Here is a 20,236-nt window from a genome sequence, read left to right as displayed (position 1 = left end):
TGATGACAGAGTTCAGTTGCGGCACGGTTCCGGCGAGAGGCGATAACCCGTGACAGTCAGCGCAGCCAGCGACGTCTACTTCGACCCCTACGACGTCACGCTCAACGCCGACCCGTACCCGATGTTCCGGCGGCTGCGCGAAGAGGCGCCGCTGTACTACAACGAACAGCACGATTTCTACGCCCTGAGCCGGTACGGCGATGTCGACGCCGGGATCGTCGACTACCACACGTTCAGTTCGGCCAGGGGCGCGATCCTGGAGATCATCCGAGCGAACATCGAGATGCCGCCGGGCGTGCTGATTTTCGAGGACCCACCGATCCACGACATTCACCGTAAGCTGTTGTCGCGCATGTTCACTCCGCGCAAGATCAGCCAACTCGAGCCGCAGATCCGCGAATTCTGCGCTCGCAGTTTGGATCCGCTGATCGGCGCCGACGGATTCGACTTCGTGGCCGACCTCGGGGCGCAGATGCCGATGCGGGTGATCGGCATGCTGCTCGGAGTTCCCGAAGAAGATCAGGAAGCCGCACGGGATTTCGCGAATGCGCAGATGCGCACCGAGGTCGGCAAGCCGATGAACACCACACCCGAAAGCATGCTGAACGGAGAATTCTTCGGCCAGTACATCGACTGGCGTGCCGAACACCCCTCCGACGACATCATGACCGAGCTGCTCAACGTCGAGTTCACCGACGAAACCGGAACCGTTCGCCGGCTCACCCGCGACGAACTTCTTACCTACGTCACCGTCGTCTCCGGGGCCGGCAACGAGACCACGACCCGCCTGATCGGCTGGGCCGGAAAGGTTTTGGCCGAGCACCCGGACCAGCGTCGAGCCCTGGCGCAGGACCCGTCCTTGATCCCGCAGGCCGTCGAGGAACTGCTGCGGTTCGAGCCGCCGGCTCCGCACGTGGCCCGGTATGTCACTCGCGACGTCGAGTTCTACGGCCAGCGGGTGCCGCAGGGCAGCATCATGATGATGCTCATCGGGGCCGCTAACCGCGACCACCGCCAATTCCCGCCGGACGGTGACGTTTTCGACATCCGGCGTGAGCCACGCCAGCACCTGACCTTCAGTGTCGGCACCCACTACTGCCTGGGCTCGGCGCTGGCCCGTCTCGAAGGCCGGATCGCGCTCGAGGAAATCCTGAAGCGTTTCCCCGAATGGGACGTCGACCTCACCGCCGCCAAGCTGTCCCCGACGTCGACCGTGCGGGGCTGGGAGACCATGCCGGCCGTTCTGGGCTGAGCGACGTTAAGAGGAGGGAACATGGCGGGTCGAGTGGAAGGCAAAGTCGCCTTCATCACCGGGGCGGCGCACGGTCAGGGCCGCAGTCACGCGGTGCGGTTAGCGCAGGAGGGCGCCGACATCATCGCCATCGACGTCTGCAAGCGAATCGTGCAGAACAGCCCGATTCCGCCGGCGACGCCGGAGGATCTGGCCGAGACGGCCGATCTGGTCAAGGGCCTCAACCGCCGCATCTTCACCGCCGAAGTGGACGTGCGCGACTATGACGCCCTGAAGTCCGCGGTCGACGCCGGCGTCGAGCAGCTGGGCCGGCTCGACATCATCGTTGCCAACGCAGGCATCGGCAACGGCGGCGACACCCTGGACAAGTGCACCGAACACGACTGGCAGGAAATGATCGACGTGAACCTGTCCGGCGTATGGAAAACGGTGAAAGCCGGTGTGCCCCATATGATCGCGGCTAAGAACGGCGGTTCGATCATCTTGACCAGTTCGGTCGGCGGGCTCAAGGCCTACCCGCACTGCGGCAACTATGTCGCGGCCAAGCATGGTGTGGTGGGGATCATGCGCTCGTTCGCAGTCGAGTTGGGGCAGCACATGATTCGGGTCAACTCGGTGCATCCCACGCACGTGAGCACCGGGATGATCATGAACGCGGGGACCTGGAAATTGTTCCGGCCGGATCTGGAGAATCCGGGTCCCGACGACATGGCCCCCATCTGCCAGATGTTCCACACGCTGCCGGTTCCCTGGGTAGACGCCGAGGACATCAGCAACGCGGTGCTGTTCTTCGCCTCTGACGAGTCGCGATACGTCACCGGTGTCACCCTGCCCATCGACGCGGGGAGTTGTCTTAAGTAGCGTTGCGTCCTATGGACTCATTTGACGGACGCGGGGCGGTCATCACCGGCGGCGCCAGTGGCATCGGCTTTGCCACCGCACTCGAATTCGCCCGTCGCGGCGCCAAACTCGTGCTCGCTGACGTCGATAAGCCCGGTCTGGAGCACGCCGTGGCGCGGCTGCGCAACGACGGGTTCGAGGCGCACGGCGTGATGTGCGACGTCCGTCATCTCGACGAGGTCGTTCACCTGGCTGACGAAGCTTTCCGGCTGCTCGGCCAGGTCGACGTGGTATTCAGCAACGCCGGCATCGTGGTGGCGGGTCCGATCGCGGAGATGACGAACGACGACTGGCGCTGGGTGATCGATATCGACTTGTGGGGCAACATCCATGCCGTCGAAGCGTTCCTGCCCCGGCTGCTCGAACAGGGCACCGGCGGCCACATCGCATTCACCGCATCGTTTGCCGGGCTGGTGCCCAACGCGGGACTCGGGGCCTACGGCGTTGCCAAGTACGGCGTCGTCGGTCTGGCCGAGACGCTCGCCCGGGAGGTCAAGGACAACGGCATCGGCGTTTCGGTGCTCTGCCCGATGGTCGTCGAAACCAAGCTGGTGTCCAACTCGGAACGAATCCGCGGGGCCGACTACGGCCTGGCGTCCACCCCGGACGTGACCGGGTCGGTCGGTTCCCTCCCGGCACAGGACGACACCCTCAGCGTCGGTGACGTCGCCCGGTTGACGGCCGATGCCGTCCTGGCCAACCGCCTCTACATCCTTCCGCACGAGGCCGCGCGCGCGTCGGTGCGGCGCAGGTTCGAACGCATCGACCGCGCCTTCGACGACCAGGCCGCCGCGGGCTGGAGCCACTGAAAACGCGTGTTAACGAGAAGAAAAAAGCTCAATTCCGCGGTGTGACGCTGGGCGTCGCATGTTGCGGACTGCTGCCGCTGCAATCCGCCGGCCACGGCGTCCAGCAGCGCTTATCGCGGTTGCGCCGCAACGTGGTGTGAGGGCCGCACCAACCGCAATGTGACCCGGGTGTTAAAGCAATCGCACTATCGCCACGGCCCGTCGGTGAGTATTTTTGCGGGCCCAAAAACCTGCCCTACCCTCGGTGAATCACAGCACGACGCTGTTGCTCGCCGAGGAGGCATCGTGGTCGATCTGAACCAGAATCGGCAGACCGCCGCCGACGCCTTGCTCGGATTCGGCAAATATTTTCATCGCGGCGAGATCTCCGCGGACCACCGCGCCCTGCACAAGATCGGGGGCCGATCGGCCGACGATTTTTACCGTGATCGCTGGGCACACGACAAGGTGGTGCGCTCCACCCACGGCGTCAACTGCACCGGCTCGTGTTCGTGGAAGATCTACGTCAAGGACGGCGTCATCACGTGGGAGTCCCAGCAGACCGACTACCCATCGGTCGGCGCCGACAAGCCGGAATACGAACCGCGCGGCTGCCCGCGCGGCGCCTCGTTCTCCTGGTACACGTATTCGCCTGCGCGGGTGCGCTATCCGTACGTGCGCGGCATTCTGCTGGAGTACTACCGCGAGGCCAAAGCACGGCTGAACGATCCGGTGCTGGCCTGGGCCGACATCGTCGACGACCCGGTGAAGTCCCGCCGCTACAAGGCCGCGCGCGGCAAGGGCGGCTTCGTTCGCGCCGAGTGGTGGGAAGCCGCCGAGATCGCGGCGGCGGCCCACGTGCACACCATCAAGCGGTACGGCCCGGATCGGGTTGCGGGTTTCTCACCGATCCCGGCGATGTCGATGGTCAGTCATGCCGTTGGGGCTCGGTTCATTTCGCTGCTGGGCGGGTCGATGCTGTCGTTCTACGACTGGTACGCCGACCTCCCGGTGGCCTCGCCCCAGGTCTTCGGTGACCAGACCGACGTCCCGGAATCGGCCGACTGGTTCGATGCCGGCTATCTGATCATGTGGGGCTCCAACGTCCCGGTCACCCGCACGCCCGATGCGCACTACATGACCGAGGCCCGCTACCGCGGCCAGAAGGTCGTCGTGGTCTCACCTGACTACGCGGACAATACGAAGTTCGCCGACGAGTGGCTGCCGGCGCGGCCGGGCACCGACGCCGCGCTGGCGATGTCGATGGGCCACGTGATCCTCAAGGAATTCTTCGTCGAACGCACGACCCCCTACTTCACCGACTATGTGAAGAAGTACACCGACCTACCGTTCCTGGTGACGCTGACCGAGCGCGACGGACGATGGCTACCCGGAAAGTTCCTTACCGCAACCGACCTCGGCGACAGCGGCGAAGGCGCGGCATCCAAGACGGTGCTACTCAACGCCCAGGGCAACCCGGTGGTACCGAACGGTTCACTGGGACACCGGTTCACCGCATCCGGTGAGGGCAATTGGAACCTCGACCTGCACGGCGTGGACCCATTGCTGACCCTGCACGGCACTGGCAGCAACGTGACGGCGGTGCAATTGCCGCGGTTCGACGGCGACCGGCCCGGCATCTTAACGCGCGGTGTTCCGACGAGAATCATTGCCGGTCAACGGGTTACGACCGTCTTCGATCTGCTGCTCGCGCAGTACGGCGTGCACCGCTCCGGCCTGCCCGGCGAGTGGCCGGCGGACTACGACGACGCTGACCACCCGTACACCCCGGCCTGGCAGGAACCGATCACCGGCGTACCCGCCCAGGCGGCCGAACGGATCGCGCGGGAATTCGCCGACAACGCGCAACGCTCCCGCGGCCGGTCGATGATCCTGATGGGCGCTGGCACCAACCACTGGTTCCACTCCGACCAGATCTATCGCTCGTTCCTCACGCTGGTGATGCTGACCGGCTGCCAGGGGGTAAACGGCGGCGGCTGGGCGCATTACGTCGGCCAGGAGAAGTGCCGGCCGGTAACCGGATGGTCGACGCTGGCTTTCGGGTTGGATTGGCAGCGGCCGCCGCGGCAGATGCAGGGCACGGTGTTCTGGTATCTGTCGACCGACCAGTGGCGCTATGACCCGTTCACTTCGGAGGTGATGGCCTCCCCGCTGGCCGAGGGCCGGTTCACCGGACGCACCGCGGCCGACAATATCGCGCTGGCCAGCCGGCTGGGCTGGATGCCGAGCTATCCCACGTTCAACCGCAACCCGCTGGATCTGGCCGACGAGGCCGATCGGCTGGGCAAGGATGCACCGGCGCACGTCGTGGACGGGCTGAAGTCCGGCCACCTTTCGTTCGCGTGCGAAGACCCGGATGCCCCGGAGAACTTCCCGCGCTGCCTTACCGTCTGGCGCTCCAACCTGCTCGGCTCGTCGGCGAAGGGCAACGAGTACTTCCTCAAACACCTGCTGGGTACCGATTCCAACGTCGCCGCACGCGATATGGACGCGGTGCGTCCACAAGAGGTGCGCTGGCGTGACGAGGCGCCGGCCGGAAAGCTGGACCTGTTGTTATCGCTGGACTTCCGGAACACCAGCACCACACTGTTTTCCGATATCGTCCTTCCCGCCGCCACTTGGTATGAGAAGCACGATCTGTCCAGCACCGACATGCACCCGTTCGTGCACGCGTTCTCGCCGGCCATCTCGCCGCCCTGGGAAACCAAGACCGACTTCGAGGCGTTCCACCGAATCGCCCGCGGCTTTTCCTGGCTGGCCGAAAAGCACCTGGGGAAGCGCAAAGACATCGTCGCGGTGCCGTTGCAACACGACAGCGCAGACGCGACCGCACAACCGGGCGGACGAGTGCTGGACTGGAAAGCCGGTGAATGCGAGCCGATTCCGGGCCGGACCATGCCGCGCCTGGTTGTGGTCGAACGAGACTACCCGGCGATCGCCGAGAAGATGGCGGCGCTGGGGCCGATGGTCGAAACGGTCGGCCTCACCGTCAAGGGAGTCACCACGCATCCCGAGGCGGAGGTCGAGTATCTGCGCGGCGTCAACGGTACGGCGCTGTCCGGAGCGGCTGCGGGACGACCGTTGCTCACCAAGGACATTCACGCCGCCGAGGCGATCCTGGCGTTGTCCGGAACGACGAACGGGCGCCTGGCCGTCGAGGGCTTCGAGGCGCTGCAGCGTCGCACCGGCATCGAACTGGCCGACCTCGCGAAAGAGAACGAAGGGCGGCGAATCAGCTTCGCCGACACACAGTCTCGCCCGGTTCCGGTGAACACCTCACCGGAGTGGTCCGGGTCGGAGACCGGAGGCCGGCGGTATTCACCGTTCACGATCAACACCGAACGCCTCAAGCCGTGGCACACGCTGACCGGCCGCCAGCACTTCTACCTCGATCACGACTGGATGAGCGAACTCGGCGAGCAGTTGCCAATCTTCCGGCCACCGCTGGACATGACGGCGCTGTTCAACGAGCCGGCGGTTGGTGACACCAGCGGCGGGATCACGGTGCGCTACCTGACTCCGCACTCCAAGTGGTCGATCCACTCCGCATACCAGGACAACCTGTACATGCTCACACTTTCCCGTGGCGGACAGGCGATTTGGATGTCCGACGTCGACGCGGCGAAGATCGGCGTCCAGGACAACGACTGGATCGAATGCACCAATCGCAACGGTGTGGTCAATGCGCGGGCGATCGTCAGCCACCGGATGCCCGAGGGACTGGTGTTCATGTACCACGCGCAGGACAAGGCGGTGGACGTGCCCCGTACCGAGAAGACCGGCAAGCGCGGCGGTATCCACAACGCGCTGACCCGGATCATGATCAAGCCGTCTCACTTGATCGGCGGCTACGCCCAGCAGTCCTTCGCCCTGAACTACCACGGCCCCACCGGAAACCAGCGCGACGAGGTCACCACGATCAGGCGACGCTCGCAGGAAGTGGAGTACTGACGATGAGAGTCATGGCCCAACTCGCGATGGTGATGAACCTCGACAAGTGCATCGGCTGCCACACCTGCAGCGTCACCTGCAAACAGGCCTGGACCAACCGCGGCGGCATGGAGTACGCCTGGTTCAACAACGTGGAAACCCGCCCCGGACAGGGATATCCGCGCGGCTATCAGGATCAGGAGAAGTGGAAGGGCGGCTGGACGCTCAACAAGCGCGGGAAGCTGACGCTGAAATCCGGGTCGAAGTTGCGCCGGCTGTTGAACATCTTCGCCAATCCGGACCTGCCGACGGTGTCGGACTACTACGACCCGTGGACCTACGACTACGAGAACCTGCTTGCCGCCCCGGCGATGGACACCACTCCGGTGGCCCGCCCCAAGTCACTGATCACCGGACAGGACACCAAGGTGACCTGGGGCGCCAACTGGGACGACGACCTCGGCGGCGGCCCCGATCAGGTGGGCCGGGATCCATTGCTGGCCAACATATCCGACAAGGTCAAGCTCGAGTTCGAGCAGACGTTCATGTTCTACCTGCCCCGCATCTGCGAGCACTGCCTCAACCCCGCCTGTGCCGCCTCCTGCCCGTCCGGCGCGATCTACAAGCGCAGCGAGGACGGCATCGTGCTGGTCGATCAGGACCGGTGTCGCGGTTGGCGGCAATGCGTCACCGGCTGCCCCTACAAGAAGATCTACTTCAACCACAAGACGGGCAAGGCCGAGAAGTGCACCTTCTGCTACCCACGGGTGGAGGTGGGCATTCCGACGGTGTGCTCGGAGACGTGTGTCGGGCGGCTGCGCTACATCGGGGTGCTGCTGTACGACGCCGATGCCGTGACGGCCGCGGCGTCGGTACCAGACGAGCAGGACCTGTATCCCGCGCAACTGGGTGTCTTCCTGAACCCGCACGACCCACGGGTGGTCGCCGAGGCCGAGCGCGCCGGGATCTCCACCGAATGGATTGAGGCAGCACAGAATTCGCCGGTATACCGGCTCATCGTCGACTATCAGCTGGCGCTGCCGCTGCACCCCGAGTACCGCACCATGCCCATGGTCTGGTACATCCCGCCGCTGTCCCCCGTCGTCGATGTGCTGGCCAAGACGGGCCACGACGGCGAGAACAAGAACAACTTGTTCGGCGCCATCGACGCGCTGCGGGTACCGATCGAATACCTGGCCGAGCTGTTCACCGCGGGCGACGTCGGGCCGGTTCGCCTTGCGCTGCAACGGCTTGCGGCGATGCGGTCGTACATGCGGGCGGCCAGCCTGGGTGAGGAATTCGACGACACGATCCCGGCGTCGGTGCAGCTGCGTGGCGAGGAGATCGAATCGATGTACCGGCTGCTGGCGATCGCCAAGTACGCCGACCGCTATGTCATTCCCAACGGCGCGGGTTCGGACGCGCACCGGCTCGACGCGCTGGCCACCGGATGCAGTCTCGACAGCGATGGCGGGCCCGGGATGACGGCGTTCGACGCCATGGCCGATAAGTTCCATCTCACCAACGGCAACGGCCATTCCGGCACCGGCAACGGCCATTCCGGCAAGGCCCGCAACCTGCTCAACTGGGACGGCAAGAGTACCGACGGGCTGGTGCCCACCAAATGAAAACGCTGACCCGCAAGGGCCGCACCGACAGCATTGGGCTGCCCGAGCGCGACCAGCGACTGGTATGGCGCATAGCCGCGCTGCTGCTGGACTACCCCGCACAGCAGATGCTCGCAATGGCCGATCAACTCGTCGCTGCGACAACGGAATTGCCCATATCGGTCGGCGCGCCCTTGCTGGGCTTCCTAGGTGAGATCCGCAGCGCAGATCAGCTACAGCTCGCCGCCCGCTACGTCGAAACCTTCGACATGCGTCGCCGCGCCACGCTGCACCTGACCTACTACGCATACGGCGATACCCGCAAGCGCGGCATGGCATTGCTGCGGTTCAAGCACGCTTACCGCCAGGCCGGGATACAGCTGGGCGATGGCGAACTACCCGATTACCTGCCGCTGGTTCTCGAATTCGCCGCCACGATCGACTATTCGCAGGGGCGGCGGTTGCTCGGCGAGCATGTCCCGGTTCTGGAGCTGTTGCGGCTATCGCTGGTAGACAGTGAATCTAGCTATGCCGATGTGCTGGCGGCGGTCTTGTCCACGCTGCCGCCGATCAGCACCGCGGACCGCCGGCGGATTGCCGAGTTGGCCGCACAGGGCCCGCCCGGCGAGGACGTCGGCCTGGAACCGTTCGCGATGGACCCGCTCACCGCCGGCGGTCGTCGATGACCGGCCTGCTGTGGATGATCGCCCCTTACATTGCGCTGACTTCGTTTGTGCTGGGGCATATCTGGCGCTATCGCACCGATCAGTTCGGCTGGACCACGCGATCGTCACAGGTACACGAGAGCCGGCTGCTGCGCCTAGGCAGCCCGCTGTTCCACTTCGGCCTGCTCGGCGTGTTCGGTGGCCACGTGGTGGGTCTGCTCGTTCCGCAAAAGTGGACCTCCGCGGCCGGAATCACCGAGACCGCTTACCATTTGGCGGCCGTGACGATGGGTTCACTTGCGGGTTTCGCCGTAGTTGCCGGCCTGGGAATCCTGCTTTACCGGCGTGTTACGGTGCCCGCGGTGCGTCAGGCGACGTCCCGCAGCGACAGGCTGATGTACTTGCTGCTGGCCGGCGCGCTGGTGACCGGGATGCTCAATACGCTGACCAACGTGTTCGCCCGCTACAACTACCGCGATACCGTTTCGCCGTGGTTCCGCAGCTTGTTTTCGCTGCATCCGGCGGTGGATCTGATGGCTGAGGCGCCGTGGACGTTTCAGTTGCACGCGTTTATAGTGCTTGTGCTGCTTGGCATTTGGCCTTACACCCGGCTGGTGCACATGTTCAGTGCGCCGATCGGATACCTGACGCGTCCCGATCTCGTCTACCGCAGCCGGGATCCGCAGAAGGCATCAGGCAACCGATACGCGAGAGCGTGGGCAGCGCCCGAGGCACCTCCGGCCCGCAGCCGCTGGGTGTAACGAGCAGTGCACCGACAGCTCACCGGCCGCAAATCGCGTTTGTGATCAGGTTGTAGCACACGGGTCATCACGGGAATCGTTGCGGCAACAACACATTCCTACTGTGATGGCATGCCAATACAGGTGCGCCAACACACCATCGAAGACTGGGACGCCGAAGACGTCGACGCCTGGAACAACGGCGGCGCGAAGATCGCGCGCCGCAACCTGATCTGGTCGATCGTGGCCGAACACGTCGGGTTCTCCGTCTGGTCGATCTGGTCGGTGATGGTCCTGTTCATGCCGCAGAACGTCTACCACATCGACGTCGCCGGGAAGTTCTTTCTGGTGGCGATGCCGACACTGGTCGGGGCGTTCCTGCGGCTGCCCTACACCTTCGCGGTCACCAGGTTCGGCGGCCGCAACTGGACCATGTTCGCGGCGCTGGCACTCGCGGTCCCAACGATATTGACGCTGTATTTCATGGCACATCCCGGCACGTCCTACGCCACATATCTGGTTGTCGCGGCGGTCGCCGGGTTCGGCGGCGGCAACTTCGCCTCGTCGATGACCAATATCAACGCGTTCTACCCGCAACGGCTCAAGGGATGGGCCCTGGGCCTCAATGCCGGCGGCGGCAACGTCGGCGTGGCGACGATCCAGCTGGTCGGACTGATGGTGATCGCCCTGGCTGGCAACCGCTCCCCGCATTGGGTGTGCGCGGTGTATCTGGTGCTGCTGTCGGTCGCAGCGGTCGGCGCCGCACTGTTCATGGACAACCTGTCCAGTCAGCGCACCGACGGCCGGTCCATGATGGACGTGATGCGCTACCGCGACTCGTGGCTGATCGCGTTGCTGTACATCGGCACCTTCGGATCGTTCATCGGCTATTCCTTCGCGTTCGGGCAGGTGCTGCAAATAAGCTTTCTGGCCAACCTCAGCCACGGCGCCACGATCACCCCGGCGATGACGGCCCAGGCGGCGCTGCACGCCGCGCAGATCGCCTTCATCGGCCCGCTGCTGGGCTCCATCGCCCGGCCGATGGGTGGCTGGCTGTCGGACCGCATCGGCGGCAGCAGGGTCACGCTATACACGTTCGTCGCGATGATCGCCGCGGCCGGCTGGCTCGTCGCCTTCGGCGAGATGGGCGACGCCACGCATAGCGCGCTGTCCGGCGGAATGCTCACTGCCTACGTGGCCGGTTTCGTCGCGCTGTTCATCGTGTCGGGAATCGGCAACGGGTCGGTATACAAGATGATCCCCTCGGTCCTGGACGCCAAGGCACAGAGCCTGGACGGTTGCGGCCCCGCCGAGAAGGCCGCCTGGTCGCGGCGGATGTCGGGTGCGTTGATCGGGATCGCCGGGGCCATCGGCGCGCTCGGCGGCGTCGGCATCAACATCGTGCTGCGGGCGTCGTATCTGTCGCCCGCGAAGTCTGCGACGACGGCGTTCTGGGTGTTCCTGGGCTTCTACGTACTGTGCGCCGCGATCACCTGGTTCGTGTACGTCCGCACTCCCAACCGGGCACCGGCCGCCAAGACCGCCACGAACACACCGGCGCTGACGCCGGCGTGATGCTACCTGGGCCCGAGTTGGTATTCCCCGGTCTGCGGATTGTGATGCCAGCCGCCCGCGGCGTGCGTTCCACCGTCGACGTGGATCGTCTGTCCAGTGATGTAGCTCGACATGTCCGAGGCGAGAAATACGGCGGTGCCGGCGATTTCGTCAACATGGCCGGCCCGTCCCAGTGGGACGACATTACCCACACCGGCCAGCGCCGCATCGCCGCCAAGCTGTAGCAGTCCCTCGGTCAATGTGATGTCGGGTGCTATGGCGTTGACACGTATGCCATGGGTGGCCAGTTCCAGCGCTGCGGTCTTGGTGTAGTTGATGACGCCGGCCTTGGCTGCGGCGTACGCGGCGTAACCCGGTGCGGCACGGGCACCTTCGATCGATGCCAGGTTGATGATGCTGCCGGGCGTCTGGGCGCTGACCAGTTGCCGCGCGACACGCTGGGTACACAACAGCACATGCCGTAAGTTGGCGCGGTAGAGCGCATCCCACCCGTTCTCGGTGGTTTCCAGCAGCGGCGACGAGAACACGCCGCCGGCGTTGTTCACCAGGATCGTGACCGGACCGAGTTCGGCCAGGGTGCGTTGCAGGGCCGCGTCGACTTGGCCGCCGTCCCGGACGTCGGCGGTGATAGCCAGGGCGCCAAGGGGTTCCGCCGCCTGTGCACAGCTTTCGGGGTCCCGCTCCCATATGGCCACCGAGGCGCCGAAGGCCGCGAGGCCCGCAGCGATGCCGCGCCCAATACCCGAGCCGCCACCGGTCACCACGGCGACTCGGTCGGTGAGCAGAATGCGTTCAGGCCCGATGGGCATGATCAGGTGACCCCGTACCCGGCCGGTGCGTGGCCGATGACGCCCTCGGCTGCTAGTTCGGCGATCTGCGCGGCGGTCACGCCCAGCTCGGTCAACAGCTCGTGATTGTGCTGTCCCAGCAGTGGTGCGGGCTGAGTGTAGAACCGGCACGGACCACCGGAGAAGCGCATCGGCACGGTGCTGAGCCTAGCCGGGCCGTTGACCGGGCCTTCCGACCGTTTCCAAAAAGCCGCGCGATTCCAGCTGGGCCAACTCTGTCTGCCGATGCGGCTGCATCACCTTGGCCACCGGCACGCCCACACGCCACAGCGCTGCCACGATGTCATCAGCGCTGCGATCCAGCTGTCCAGGCGGCCGCTATTGCGCTGGAGAGGTCGAAACGACGGTATAGCCGGTCAGCGGCGGTTCGACCTGAGATTGGGGCACTCACGCCTGCCAGAACGGGCTGCTGGTCAGCACTTCGGGACCGCCTTCGGTGATCAGAACAGCCTCGCGCCCGAACACCGCGCCGATTCCCCGCTCCCACACATAGCCCGTGACCGCGAGGACCATTCCAGGCGCCAGCCGTTCGCCGGCCGCCGTCTGCGGCAGCTCCGCTGAGATGACGGGCGGGTCGAAGCCCATACCCAGCCCGCGGGCCACCGGCATCGGCGGCGCCGGCTCCCCCGCCGCGCCGTAGGCGGCGAGCAGATCAGCGGCGACGGCACCCGGCCCGCAGGCCGCTATCAGCCTGGCCCACAAGCTATCCCAGCGTCGGTATAGGGAACCCGCTCCCGCGGCGTCCCCGACCGGCAGGGTGCGGCCGACTTCCCCGATGTAGCCCCCGGCCAGGACGCCGGCCGAGAAGGCCACCAGGTCGCCGGGCTGGACCCGGCCGTCGCCGCCGCAGCGCCGCCATGGATGCTCGCGCGAAGTCACCCAGGCGACATCCTGATTCGCCGGGGTGCTCACCCCGCCGGCCGCCAGTGCCTCTAACAGGACCCCGGCCAACGTTTGTTCGCTTACCCCGGACCGCAGTTCGGATACCGCTGCGGCTAAGCCCTTTTCGGCCACCGCGATCGCCGCACGCAGCGCGCCGATTTCCTCGTCGGTCTTGATCCGCCGGGCTGCGCGCATGGCCAGTTCCCCGTCGACGAGTTCGGCGCTGGGAAACGCCGCCGGCAACAGTTCGGCGAAAACCGGTGACAGCGCATCGGTTCCGACGCGCAGCGCGGTGGCCGCACCCTGAATCCGCTTGAGCGCCGCGATCGTGTTGGCCGGGTTCCAGGTGATGCCGTAAAGGTTCTCGTGCGGAATGTCTTCGGGCACCCCTTCGTCCCAGGTGCTGAGCAGATGAAGCGCACCGGTATCCCGCACCAGGACGCAGCTCGGGCCGAACGGCCGCGTCCCGGCGACCCACAGTTGCGGCGCTCCGGTGACGTATCGGACGTTGGCCTGGCGGCCGAGCACCAGGATGTCGAGATCGTGGGCCGCCATCTGGTCGAGCGCCCGTTGCCGTCGCCCGCAGCGCAGCGCGCGATCGTCGGGACAGACGTCAACTGACATATGGGTCATAGGGGTAGTTGGTCAACCGTGTCGCGCCTTCCTCGGTGATCACCAGTACTTCTTCGCTGCGGTAGCCGCCGGTCCCGTCTTCCCACACCACCGGCTCCAGCACCAACACCATGCCCGGTTGCAGGACGAAGTTCTCGTCGAACTCCTCGCCGAGATCCGTCCCGATCATCGGCATTTCGGCGGCGTTCACGCCGATGCCGTGGCCCAGGTAGAAGTGTGGCAGCCACGGCTTGGCGCCGCCATTGGCCGCGGTCGCGGCGCGACCTAGATCCGCGGCCGTAACGCCCGCACGGGCCACGCCCACGACCGCGGACATGATCTCGTGCCATTTGTCGAACTGCGCCTGCTGCCGCGGGGTGGGATCGCGCCCGACGATCCAGGTTCGGCCGAAGTCCGAACAGTAGCCGCGGTAGGTGATGCTGACGTCGGTCCACAGCACGTCGCCCTCGGCCAGTTCCCGTTCGGTGGTGAGCAACGGCAGCGCCAGGTCGCCGTGTGTGGTCCATACGCCCTCGGCCTTGCTGTGCGGCATCACCTGCCAGATCGGCTCGAGCATGCTGGCCGTGGCGCCCAACTCGAACGCCCGGCGCAGAAACCGTGCGGACAGGTCGATCTGGCGGATGCCCGGCGCCAGTGCCCGGTGGACTTCCACCATGGCCTCGTCGGTGATCCGCACCGCCGTGCGGATGCAGGCCAGTTCGTCGGGCGTCTTGATCACCTTGGCGGCGCTGACGACGGCAGTGGCATCCGATGGAGAACCGTTGCCGAACAATACTTTTCGGGCCCGCGACATGGCGCCAGTGAGTTCGTCGACCGCGATCGCCGCACCGCCGGGGATCAGATCTGCCAGTCGGCGCCCGAAATTGTCCACGCCTTCGTCGAATTCGAGATAGACGGGTCCGTGCAGGTGATCGGCGGGCAAGTCCGACTCGTGCGCCACACCCTCCCGAAACGGCAGAAACAGGTGCGGCCACTCATCATCGGCCAGCACCACGGCCACCGGCCGCTCGACATGGGACAGCCCGGCATCGCCCAGTGGCCAACTTGTTCCGGTGGCATACACCACGGCGTTATTGCCCAGCAGCACCATTGCATCAATACCGCGTTCGGCCATGGCGGTCCGCAGCCGGGCGCCGGTCTCCCGGCGCATGCGGCTCAGATCCGGAGTCTCCGGAATCGCTTGCGCAAAAGTGGTCACAGTCCCAGGAATTCGGTGATGTTTCCGCTGACTATCCGCGCGGCGTTCTCCGGCCCGACGGCGTTGACGACCGCGGCCAAGGACTTTTCGGAGTAGCCGTAGGTGCTTTCGTTGTGCGGGTAATCCGACGACCACATGACCTTGCCGACCCCGATCCGGTCGATCAGCTCCAGCCCCAGCGGATCGACCATGAACGAGGCGCTCATGTGCTTGTCCCAGTAGTAGCGCACGTCGTGCTCGAGCGGCCGGTTGAACATGTGCTGATACGACGCCACCAGGTGTTCGGCATCCTGCAAAGCCCAAGGCACCCAGGCGATTCCGCCCTCGAACCAGCCGATGCGCAGCGCCGGGTGCTGATCGAGGATGCCGCCGAAGATGTACTTGGAGAACGTCTCCCGGAAGCCGTCGATGTTGATCATCATGCCCACGACCACACTGTTGAATTCGCACGGACTCTTGGGCGGGGTCTCTCCGATGTGGTGGGTGACCGGAACGCCGGAGGCCTCGATCTCGTCCCACACCGCGCTCATGGTGGTGCTGGCGTAGTCGATCGGATTACCCTCGTCATCCTTACCCGGGTTGAGCGGCATCAGAAACGTCTTGAGCCTCAACGACTTCAGCTCTTCCAGTGTCCGGCGGGTTCCTTCCGGATCCCACCAGTTGATCAGTCCGGCGCCGTAGAAGTGCCCGTTGGACCGTTCCTGGAGTTCGGCGAGGTATTCGTTGTAAATGCGGAACGCGAGTTCGCGAAGTTTCTTGTCCGGGTAGTGAAATAACGCCAGCACCGCATTGGGGAAGGCGAGTTCCTTGTCGACGCCGTCCTCGTGCAGTTCCTGGATGCGGGCCTCGATGTTGGTGCTGGCAGCTCCGGGCAGGTCGTCGTACTGCATGAGCACGGCGCTGAAGTCACCCGGCAGGAACGACTGCCCCTTGCGCCCCACTTGGTAGGCGCCGTCCTCGTACCAGATGCGCGGCGCCTTCTCCTTGAGTTCGTCGGGAAACCGTTCGTAGAAGATGTCGGCGGCCAGGGAGATGTGGTTGTCCGCGGAGAAGACGACGGTCCCTTCGGGCAAACCGACGTCACTGCCGTCGGCGTGACCGCGGCGATCCTTCGGTGCGCCAAAGCCTTCGGGCGGGTAGAGCGAAACGGTCGGCGTCGACATGACGGCCCCTCCATTCGGATCGGCGTTTTCGAAGGTGCTCACCAGGTGACCGGCAGCTCGTACACTCCGTACGCGAGCCGGTCGTGCTTGAACGGAATGTCGGCGACTGGTACGGCCAGGGCCAGCGTGGGAACGCGGCGCAACAGCGTGCGGTAGACGATCTGCAGTTCGGCGCGGGCCAACTGCTGGCCCACACATTGGTGCCGGCCGTAGCCGAATGCGACGTTGCGGTCGGCCCCCGAGCGATGCAGGTACAACCGGTCGGGTTCGGTGAAGGCGTCGGGATCCCAGTTGGCCGGCGCCAGGTCGATGATGATGCCGTCGCCGGCGTAGATCGTTTCGCCGGCGATGCGGATGTCTTCGAGCGCCACGCGGCGCTGGCCGTTCTGGATGATGCTGAGGTAGCGCAGTAGTTCTTCGACCGCGTTGGCGACGATCTTGGGGTCTTCGGCCTCGCGCAGGACAGCGGCCTGGTCCGGATTTTCCAGCAGCGCAAGCACTCCCAGGCCGATCATGTTGGCAGTGGTCTCGTGCCCGGCGATCAGCAGGCCGGTACTGAGTTGCGCAGCCTCCTTGACGCTTAGTTCGCCGGCCTTGACCCGCTCGGCCAGATCGGAGACGGCGTCTTCTGCTGGCGTCTCCATCTTGGCCTCGACCAGCGCAGCGAGGTACTTGTGCAGACTCGTCGCGCCTTTGACGGTGTCCTCGCCGGTGGCGTAGCGGGCCAGGCCCACGTTGGCGTGATGCTGGAACATCTCGGCGTCCTGGTAGGGCACCCCCAACAGCTCGCTGATCACCAGCGACGGCACCGGCAGCGCCAGTGCGGTGACGATGTCGGCCGGCTGCGGTCCGGCCAGCATCGCGTCGATGTGGTCGTTAGTGATCTCTTGGATGGTCGGGCGCAGGCCTTCAACTCGCTTGAAGGTGAACGGTTTTGACAACATGCGCCGGAATCGGGTGTGCTCTTCGCCGTCCGCGGTGAACACCGAACGCGGCCGCTTGTGCACCGTGGACAGCATGCCCGCGTTCCAGTGTGGAAATCCGGGCGTCCGGTCGTCCACGCTGACCCGGGAATCGGAGAACAGCTCACGGCATTCCTCGTAGCCGGTGATGAGCCACGGCGTGCTGCCGTCCCAAATCCGGACTCGGCTGAGCGGCTTGGCTTCTGCCAGTGACATGACGTCCGGCGGTGGGGCGAAGGGGCAGCCCGCCGCGCGGGCCATCGGGTACTCCGGGATGCCGGTTGTGGTTGTCGCCAGTGTGTCGGACACGCCTCACTCCTCGATCTGGATCGCCATCGCCGGACACAGGGCGGCAGCTCTGCGGGCGCCTTCGGCATGTTCGGCCGGCGGATGGTCGTTGAGCAGCACCACGACGCCGTCCTCGTCGCGCTGGTCGAAGATTTCCGGAGCGTTCATGACGCAATTGCCGGATGATGCGCAGATGTCTTGGTTGACAGTCACTTTCATCTTCGAGGTCCATTCACTCCGGTGGGGTCACCGGCGCCAGCCACAGGCCCACGATCGCGTCGATGAGGCCCGTCGCCGCGGTCCGCCATGAACGCCGAGGCGCCGAAGTGCCCGTCGCGAGCGCGCGCTCGAGGTCTGCGCAGGTATGCATTAACAAGTTGCGGGCCATGATGTTTCGCTCGAAGCGGACATCGACCGGCAGATCGGGCAGGCAGCTGTTGATGCCGTCGATGACCTGAACCAACGACGGCGAGCTGAGCGCATCCTTGACGATGATGTTCTGGTAGGCGGGATCGGTCATTGCCTGCGCGGCAAAACGCGCATACCAGGTGGGGTTGCCCAGCGCCGCTAAATGGTCGGTGAGCGGCCGCACCAGACAGGCCACCCAATCCCGCATCTGCGCCGATTCGGGCAGCGCGCCCACCATTTGTTCGCGCAGCTCCTCAACGGGCCCGCGGTGCTTGTGCTCGATCGCGCGGACCAGATCGGCCTTGGTGCCGAAGTGATAGCCGACCGCGGCGTTGTTGCCCTGCCCGGCGGCCTCGCTCACCTGCCTGTTGGACACCGCGAACACGCCGTGTTCGGCGAACAGCCGCTCGGCGGCCACCAGGATTGCCTCCTGGGTGGAATTGGCCCGCTCGCTGCGCACTGGCCGACCGAGTGTGGTCATTACGCCAGTCAACCGCGCTATGGCGTATTAAGTCAAGCGATTGATTTAAATCCTCGCCGCGTCGCCTCGCCTCTCCCCTCGCCTCGCCGCCTCGCCTCGCCTCGCGCCGAGCGTCACGCCACAGTCACGCTCGGCGCCGAACGCGACTGCAGCGTCACTTTCGGCGGCCATCCCGCGGCTGGAAGCGTGCCGTCATGGGACCGACCACCCGCTGATACCCCGCGGGAAAAGCCCGCACCAGCAACTCGATGGCCCTGGCATCCGGGCCCACCACCACGCGTGCCTTCTTCTTGCGAACCGCCTTGAGGATGATCCGCGCCGCGCTCTCGGGGCTGGTGATGGCGACCTTGTTGAACGACTGAACCCCGAATTCCTTATCCACGCCCTCGGCGTGCCCGGCATTGCGCGCGATCGCGGTCTTGACGTAGCCCGGATGCACGACCGTGACGGCGACGGGACGGCCGGCAATGGCCATTTCCTGGCGCAGCGCCTCGGTGAATCCGCGCACCGCGAACTTGGCCGAGTTGTAGGCGGCTTGCCCCGGCACGCCGAACAACCCGAACATGCTCGACATGTTGACGACGTGCCCGTCGCCCGAAGCGATCAGGTGCGGCAAAAACGCCTTCGTCCCGTTCACCACGCCCCAGAAGTCGATGTCCATCACCTTCTCGATGTCCTTGAAGCCGCTGACTTCGACGTCGCCGAGAAAAGCGATGCCGGCGATGTTGTAGATCTGGTTGACCGTCCCGAAGTGCCCGTTGACGGTGTCGGCGTAAGCGAGGAACGCCGCCCGCTCGGCGACGTCGAGCCGATCCGACCGGACCTGCGCGCCGATGCTCGCGACAAGTTCCTCCGTCTCGCGCAGCCCGTCGGCGTCGACATCGCTGATCGCCAGCCGCGCACCCGACCTGGCCAGTTCCACCGCGAGAGCCCGCCCGATGCCCGAACCGGCGCCGGTGACCGCGGCCACCTTTCCACTGAATCCCTTCATGGCGCCAGTATCGGCCCTACTGCTTGCGGGACCGAATCACCTTGCCCGCGACCGTGCCGCCGTCCACCGGCAGCACGGTCCCGGTGACGTAACGCGACCGGTCGTTGGCGAAATACAACGCCGCCTCGGCGATGTCGTCGGGGGTGCCCTCGCGCTTGAGGGGCCGGTCGTCGCGCATCGTCTGACGAATCCTGGCCTCGAAGCGCTCTAGGTCCTCGGGATCAAGGTTCGCCGCCGACTTCGACAGCAGCGGAGTGGGGATATTGCCCGGTGCGATGGCGTTCACCCGAATCTCGTAGTACGCCAACTCAATTGCCGCGCATTTGGTGAACTGGATGACGGCCGCTTTCGACGCTCGGTAGGTCATCACACCACCGCCGGCCTGGATGCCGCCGATCGAGCTCACGTTGATGATCGATCCCCCGCCATTGGCAGCCATGTGCCGGGCGGCATCCCGGGTGCCCGCCATCACGCCGAGCACGTTGACCGCCATGATGCGGTGGAAGTCGGCCAGGTCGTCGTCGAGAAATCGGTTGTGCATGGTTCCCGAGATCCCGGCGTTGTTCACCATGACATGCAAGCCACCGAACTGCGCGACGGCAGCTTCGACCAGCGCGCCGACCTGTTCGGGGTCGGAGACATCGGTGCGCCGGAACATCGCGTCGGGTCCCAGCGCAGTGGCCAGCCCGGCACCGAGGTCTTGCGCGACGTCGGCGATCATCACCTGGGCGCCCTCGGCAACGAAGCGCTCCACGATGCCACGTCCGATCCCGGAGGCCCCGCCGGTGACGACGGCAACCTTGCCGGCCATTTCATCGACCACATGACGAGTTAATCGGCGATGGCCTCATTAAGTCAAGCAGTTGATTTAAGCCGGCCGACGATGGAATGGGTAAGGTCAAAA

Annotated in this window: 17 protein-coding genes and 1 pseudogene; 8 read left to right on the top strand and 10 right to left on the bottom strand. The window is 65.5% G+C overall.

Features of this window, described 5'->3' with window-relative positions; genetic code table 11:
* The first annotated feature begins 49 nt into the window (after positions 1–49).
* The 8 genes from BST12_RS04655 (at position 50) to BST12_RS04620 (ending at position 11,478) form a co-directional block, all read left to right on the top strand.
* Complete coding sequence (locus tag BST12_RS04655; protein ID WP_083111824.1) at positions 50–1,252, top strand: cytochrome P450; 1,203 nt, start codon at positions 50–52, stop codon at positions 1,250–1,252.
* A gap of 21 nt (positions 1,253–1,273) precedes the next feature.
* Entirely contained in the window at positions 1,274–2,113 is an 840-nt protein-coding gene (locus tag BST12_RS04650; protein WP_083111823.1) for a mycofactocin-coupled SDR family oxidoreductase, read from the top strand.
* Between the two features lie 11 nt (positions 2,114–2,124).
* Positions 2,125–2,961 carry an SDR family NAD(P)-dependent oxidoreductase gene (locus BST12_RS04645; RefSeq protein WP_083111822.1) on the top strand — a complete coding sequence of 279 codons (837 nt, stop codon included), beginning with the start codon at positions 2,125–2,127 and terminating at the stop codon, positions 2,959–2,961.
* 285 nt (positions 2,962–3,246) lie between these two features.
* The gene (locus tag BST12_RS04640) at positions 3,247–6,912 is read left to right on the top strand and encodes a nitrate reductase subunit alpha (RefSeq protein WP_170062048.1); all 3,666 of its coding nucleotides are present in this window, start codon (positions 3,247–3,249) and stop codon (positions 6,910–6,912) included.
* Between the two features lie 11 nt (positions 6,913–6,923).
* A complete protein-coding gene (gene narH, locus BST12_RS04635; RefSeq protein WP_083111926.1) occupies positions 6,924–8,519 on the top strand; it encodes a nitrate reductase subunit beta in 1,596 nt (531 codons plus the stop codon).
* A complete protein-coding gene (gene narJ, locus BST12_RS04630) occupies positions 8,516–9,184 on the top strand; it encodes a nitrate reductase molybdenum cofactor assembly chaperone (protein ID WP_083111821.1) in 669 nt (222 codons plus the stop codon). The genes narH and narJ overlap by 4 nt, the downstream gene beginning before the upstream one ends.
* On the top strand, positions 9,181–9,924 hold the full coding sequence (narI, locus tag BST12_RS04625; RefSeq protein WP_083111820.1) for a respiratory nitrate reductase subunit gamma: 744 nt from the start codon (positions 9,181–9,183) through the stop codon (positions 9,922–9,924). The genes narJ and narI overlap by 4 nt, the downstream gene beginning before the upstream one ends.
* Positions 9,925–10,035: 111 nt before the next feature.
* Positions 10,036–11,478, top strand: coding sequence for a nitrate/nitrite transporter (locus BST12_RS04620; RefSeq protein ID WP_083111819.1), 1,443 nt, complete (start codon positions 10,036–10,038; stop codon positions 11,476–11,478).
* A gap of 2 nt (positions 11,479–11,480) precedes the next feature.
* Here the strand turns inward: BST12_RS04620 and BST12_RS04615 are convergent, their stop codons facing one another.
* The 10 genes and pseudogenes from BST12_RS04615 to BST12_RS04570 form a co-directional block, all read right to left on the bottom strand.
* Positions 11,481–12,287, bottom strand: a complete 807-nt coding sequence (locus BST12_RS04615; protein ID WP_083111818.1) for an SDR family NAD(P)-dependent oxidoreductase — start codon at positions 12,285–12,287, stop codon at positions 11,481–11,483.
* 2 nt (positions 12,288–12,289) lie between these two features.
* Positions 12,290–12,623 (bottom strand): annotated as a pseudogene (locus BST12_RS04610) (CoA transferase); the annotation flags it as partial.
* A 90-nt stretch (positions 12,624–12,713) separates the two neighbouring features.
* A complete protein-coding gene (locus BST12_RS04605) occupies positions 12,714–13,832 on the bottom strand; it encodes a M24 family metallopeptidase (RefSeq protein ID WP_083111817.1) in 1,119 nt (372 codons plus the stop codon).
* Complete coding sequence (locus tag BST12_RS04600) at positions 13,822–14,991, bottom strand: M24 family metallopeptidase (RefSeq protein WP_083111925.1); 1,170 nt, start codon at positions 14,989–14,991, stop codon at positions 13,822–13,824. The genes BST12_RS04605 and BST12_RS04600 overlap by 11 nt, the downstream gene beginning before the upstream one ends.
* A gap of 44 nt (positions 14,992–15,035) precedes the next feature.
* Positions 15,036–16,202, bottom strand: a complete 1,167-nt coding sequence (locus tag BST12_RS04595; protein WP_083111924.1) for an amidohydrolase family protein — start codon at positions 16,200–16,202, stop codon at positions 15,036–15,038.
* Positions 16,203–16,240: 38 nt separating this feature from the next.
* Positions 16,241–17,425, bottom strand: coding sequence for a cytochrome P450 (locus BST12_RS04590; protein WP_170062050.1), 1,185 nt, complete (start codon positions 17,423–17,425; stop codon positions 16,241–16,243).
* A gap of 51 nt (positions 17,426–17,476) precedes the next feature.
* The gene (locus BST12_RS04585; protein WP_083111815.1) at positions 17,477–17,671 is read right to left on the bottom strand and encodes a ferredoxin; all 195 of its coding nucleotides are present in this window, start codon (positions 17,669–17,671) and stop codon (positions 17,477–17,479) included.
* Between the two features lie 13 nt (positions 17,672–17,684).
* Positions 17,685–18,341: a TetR/AcrR family transcriptional regulator gene (locus BST12_RS04580; protein ID WP_083111814.1), complete on the bottom strand. Its 657-nt coding sequence runs from the start codon at positions 18,339–18,341 to the stop codon at positions 17,685–17,687.
* 154 nt (positions 18,342–18,495) lie between these two features.
* Positions 18,496–19,332, bottom strand: coding sequence for an SDR family NAD(P)-dependent oxidoreductase (locus BST12_RS04575; protein WP_083111813.1), 837 nt, complete (start codon positions 19,330–19,332; stop codon positions 18,496–18,498).
* Positions 19,333–19,348: 16 nt separating this feature from the next.
* Complete coding sequence (locus tag BST12_RS04570) at positions 19,349–20,155, bottom strand: SDR family NAD(P)-dependent oxidoreductase (protein WP_083111812.1); 807 nt, start codon at positions 20,153–20,155, stop codon at positions 19,349–19,351.
* Between the last annotated feature and the right edge of the window lie 81 nt (positions 20,156–20,236).

Source organism: Mycobacterium angelicum (assembly GCF_002086155.1).
GTDB classification, from domain to species: Bacteria; Actinomycetota; Actinomycetes; order Mycobacteriales; family Mycobacteriaceae; genus Mycobacterium; species Mycobacterium angelicum.
This window is presented reverse-complemented; position numbering and strand designations above follow the sequence as displayed.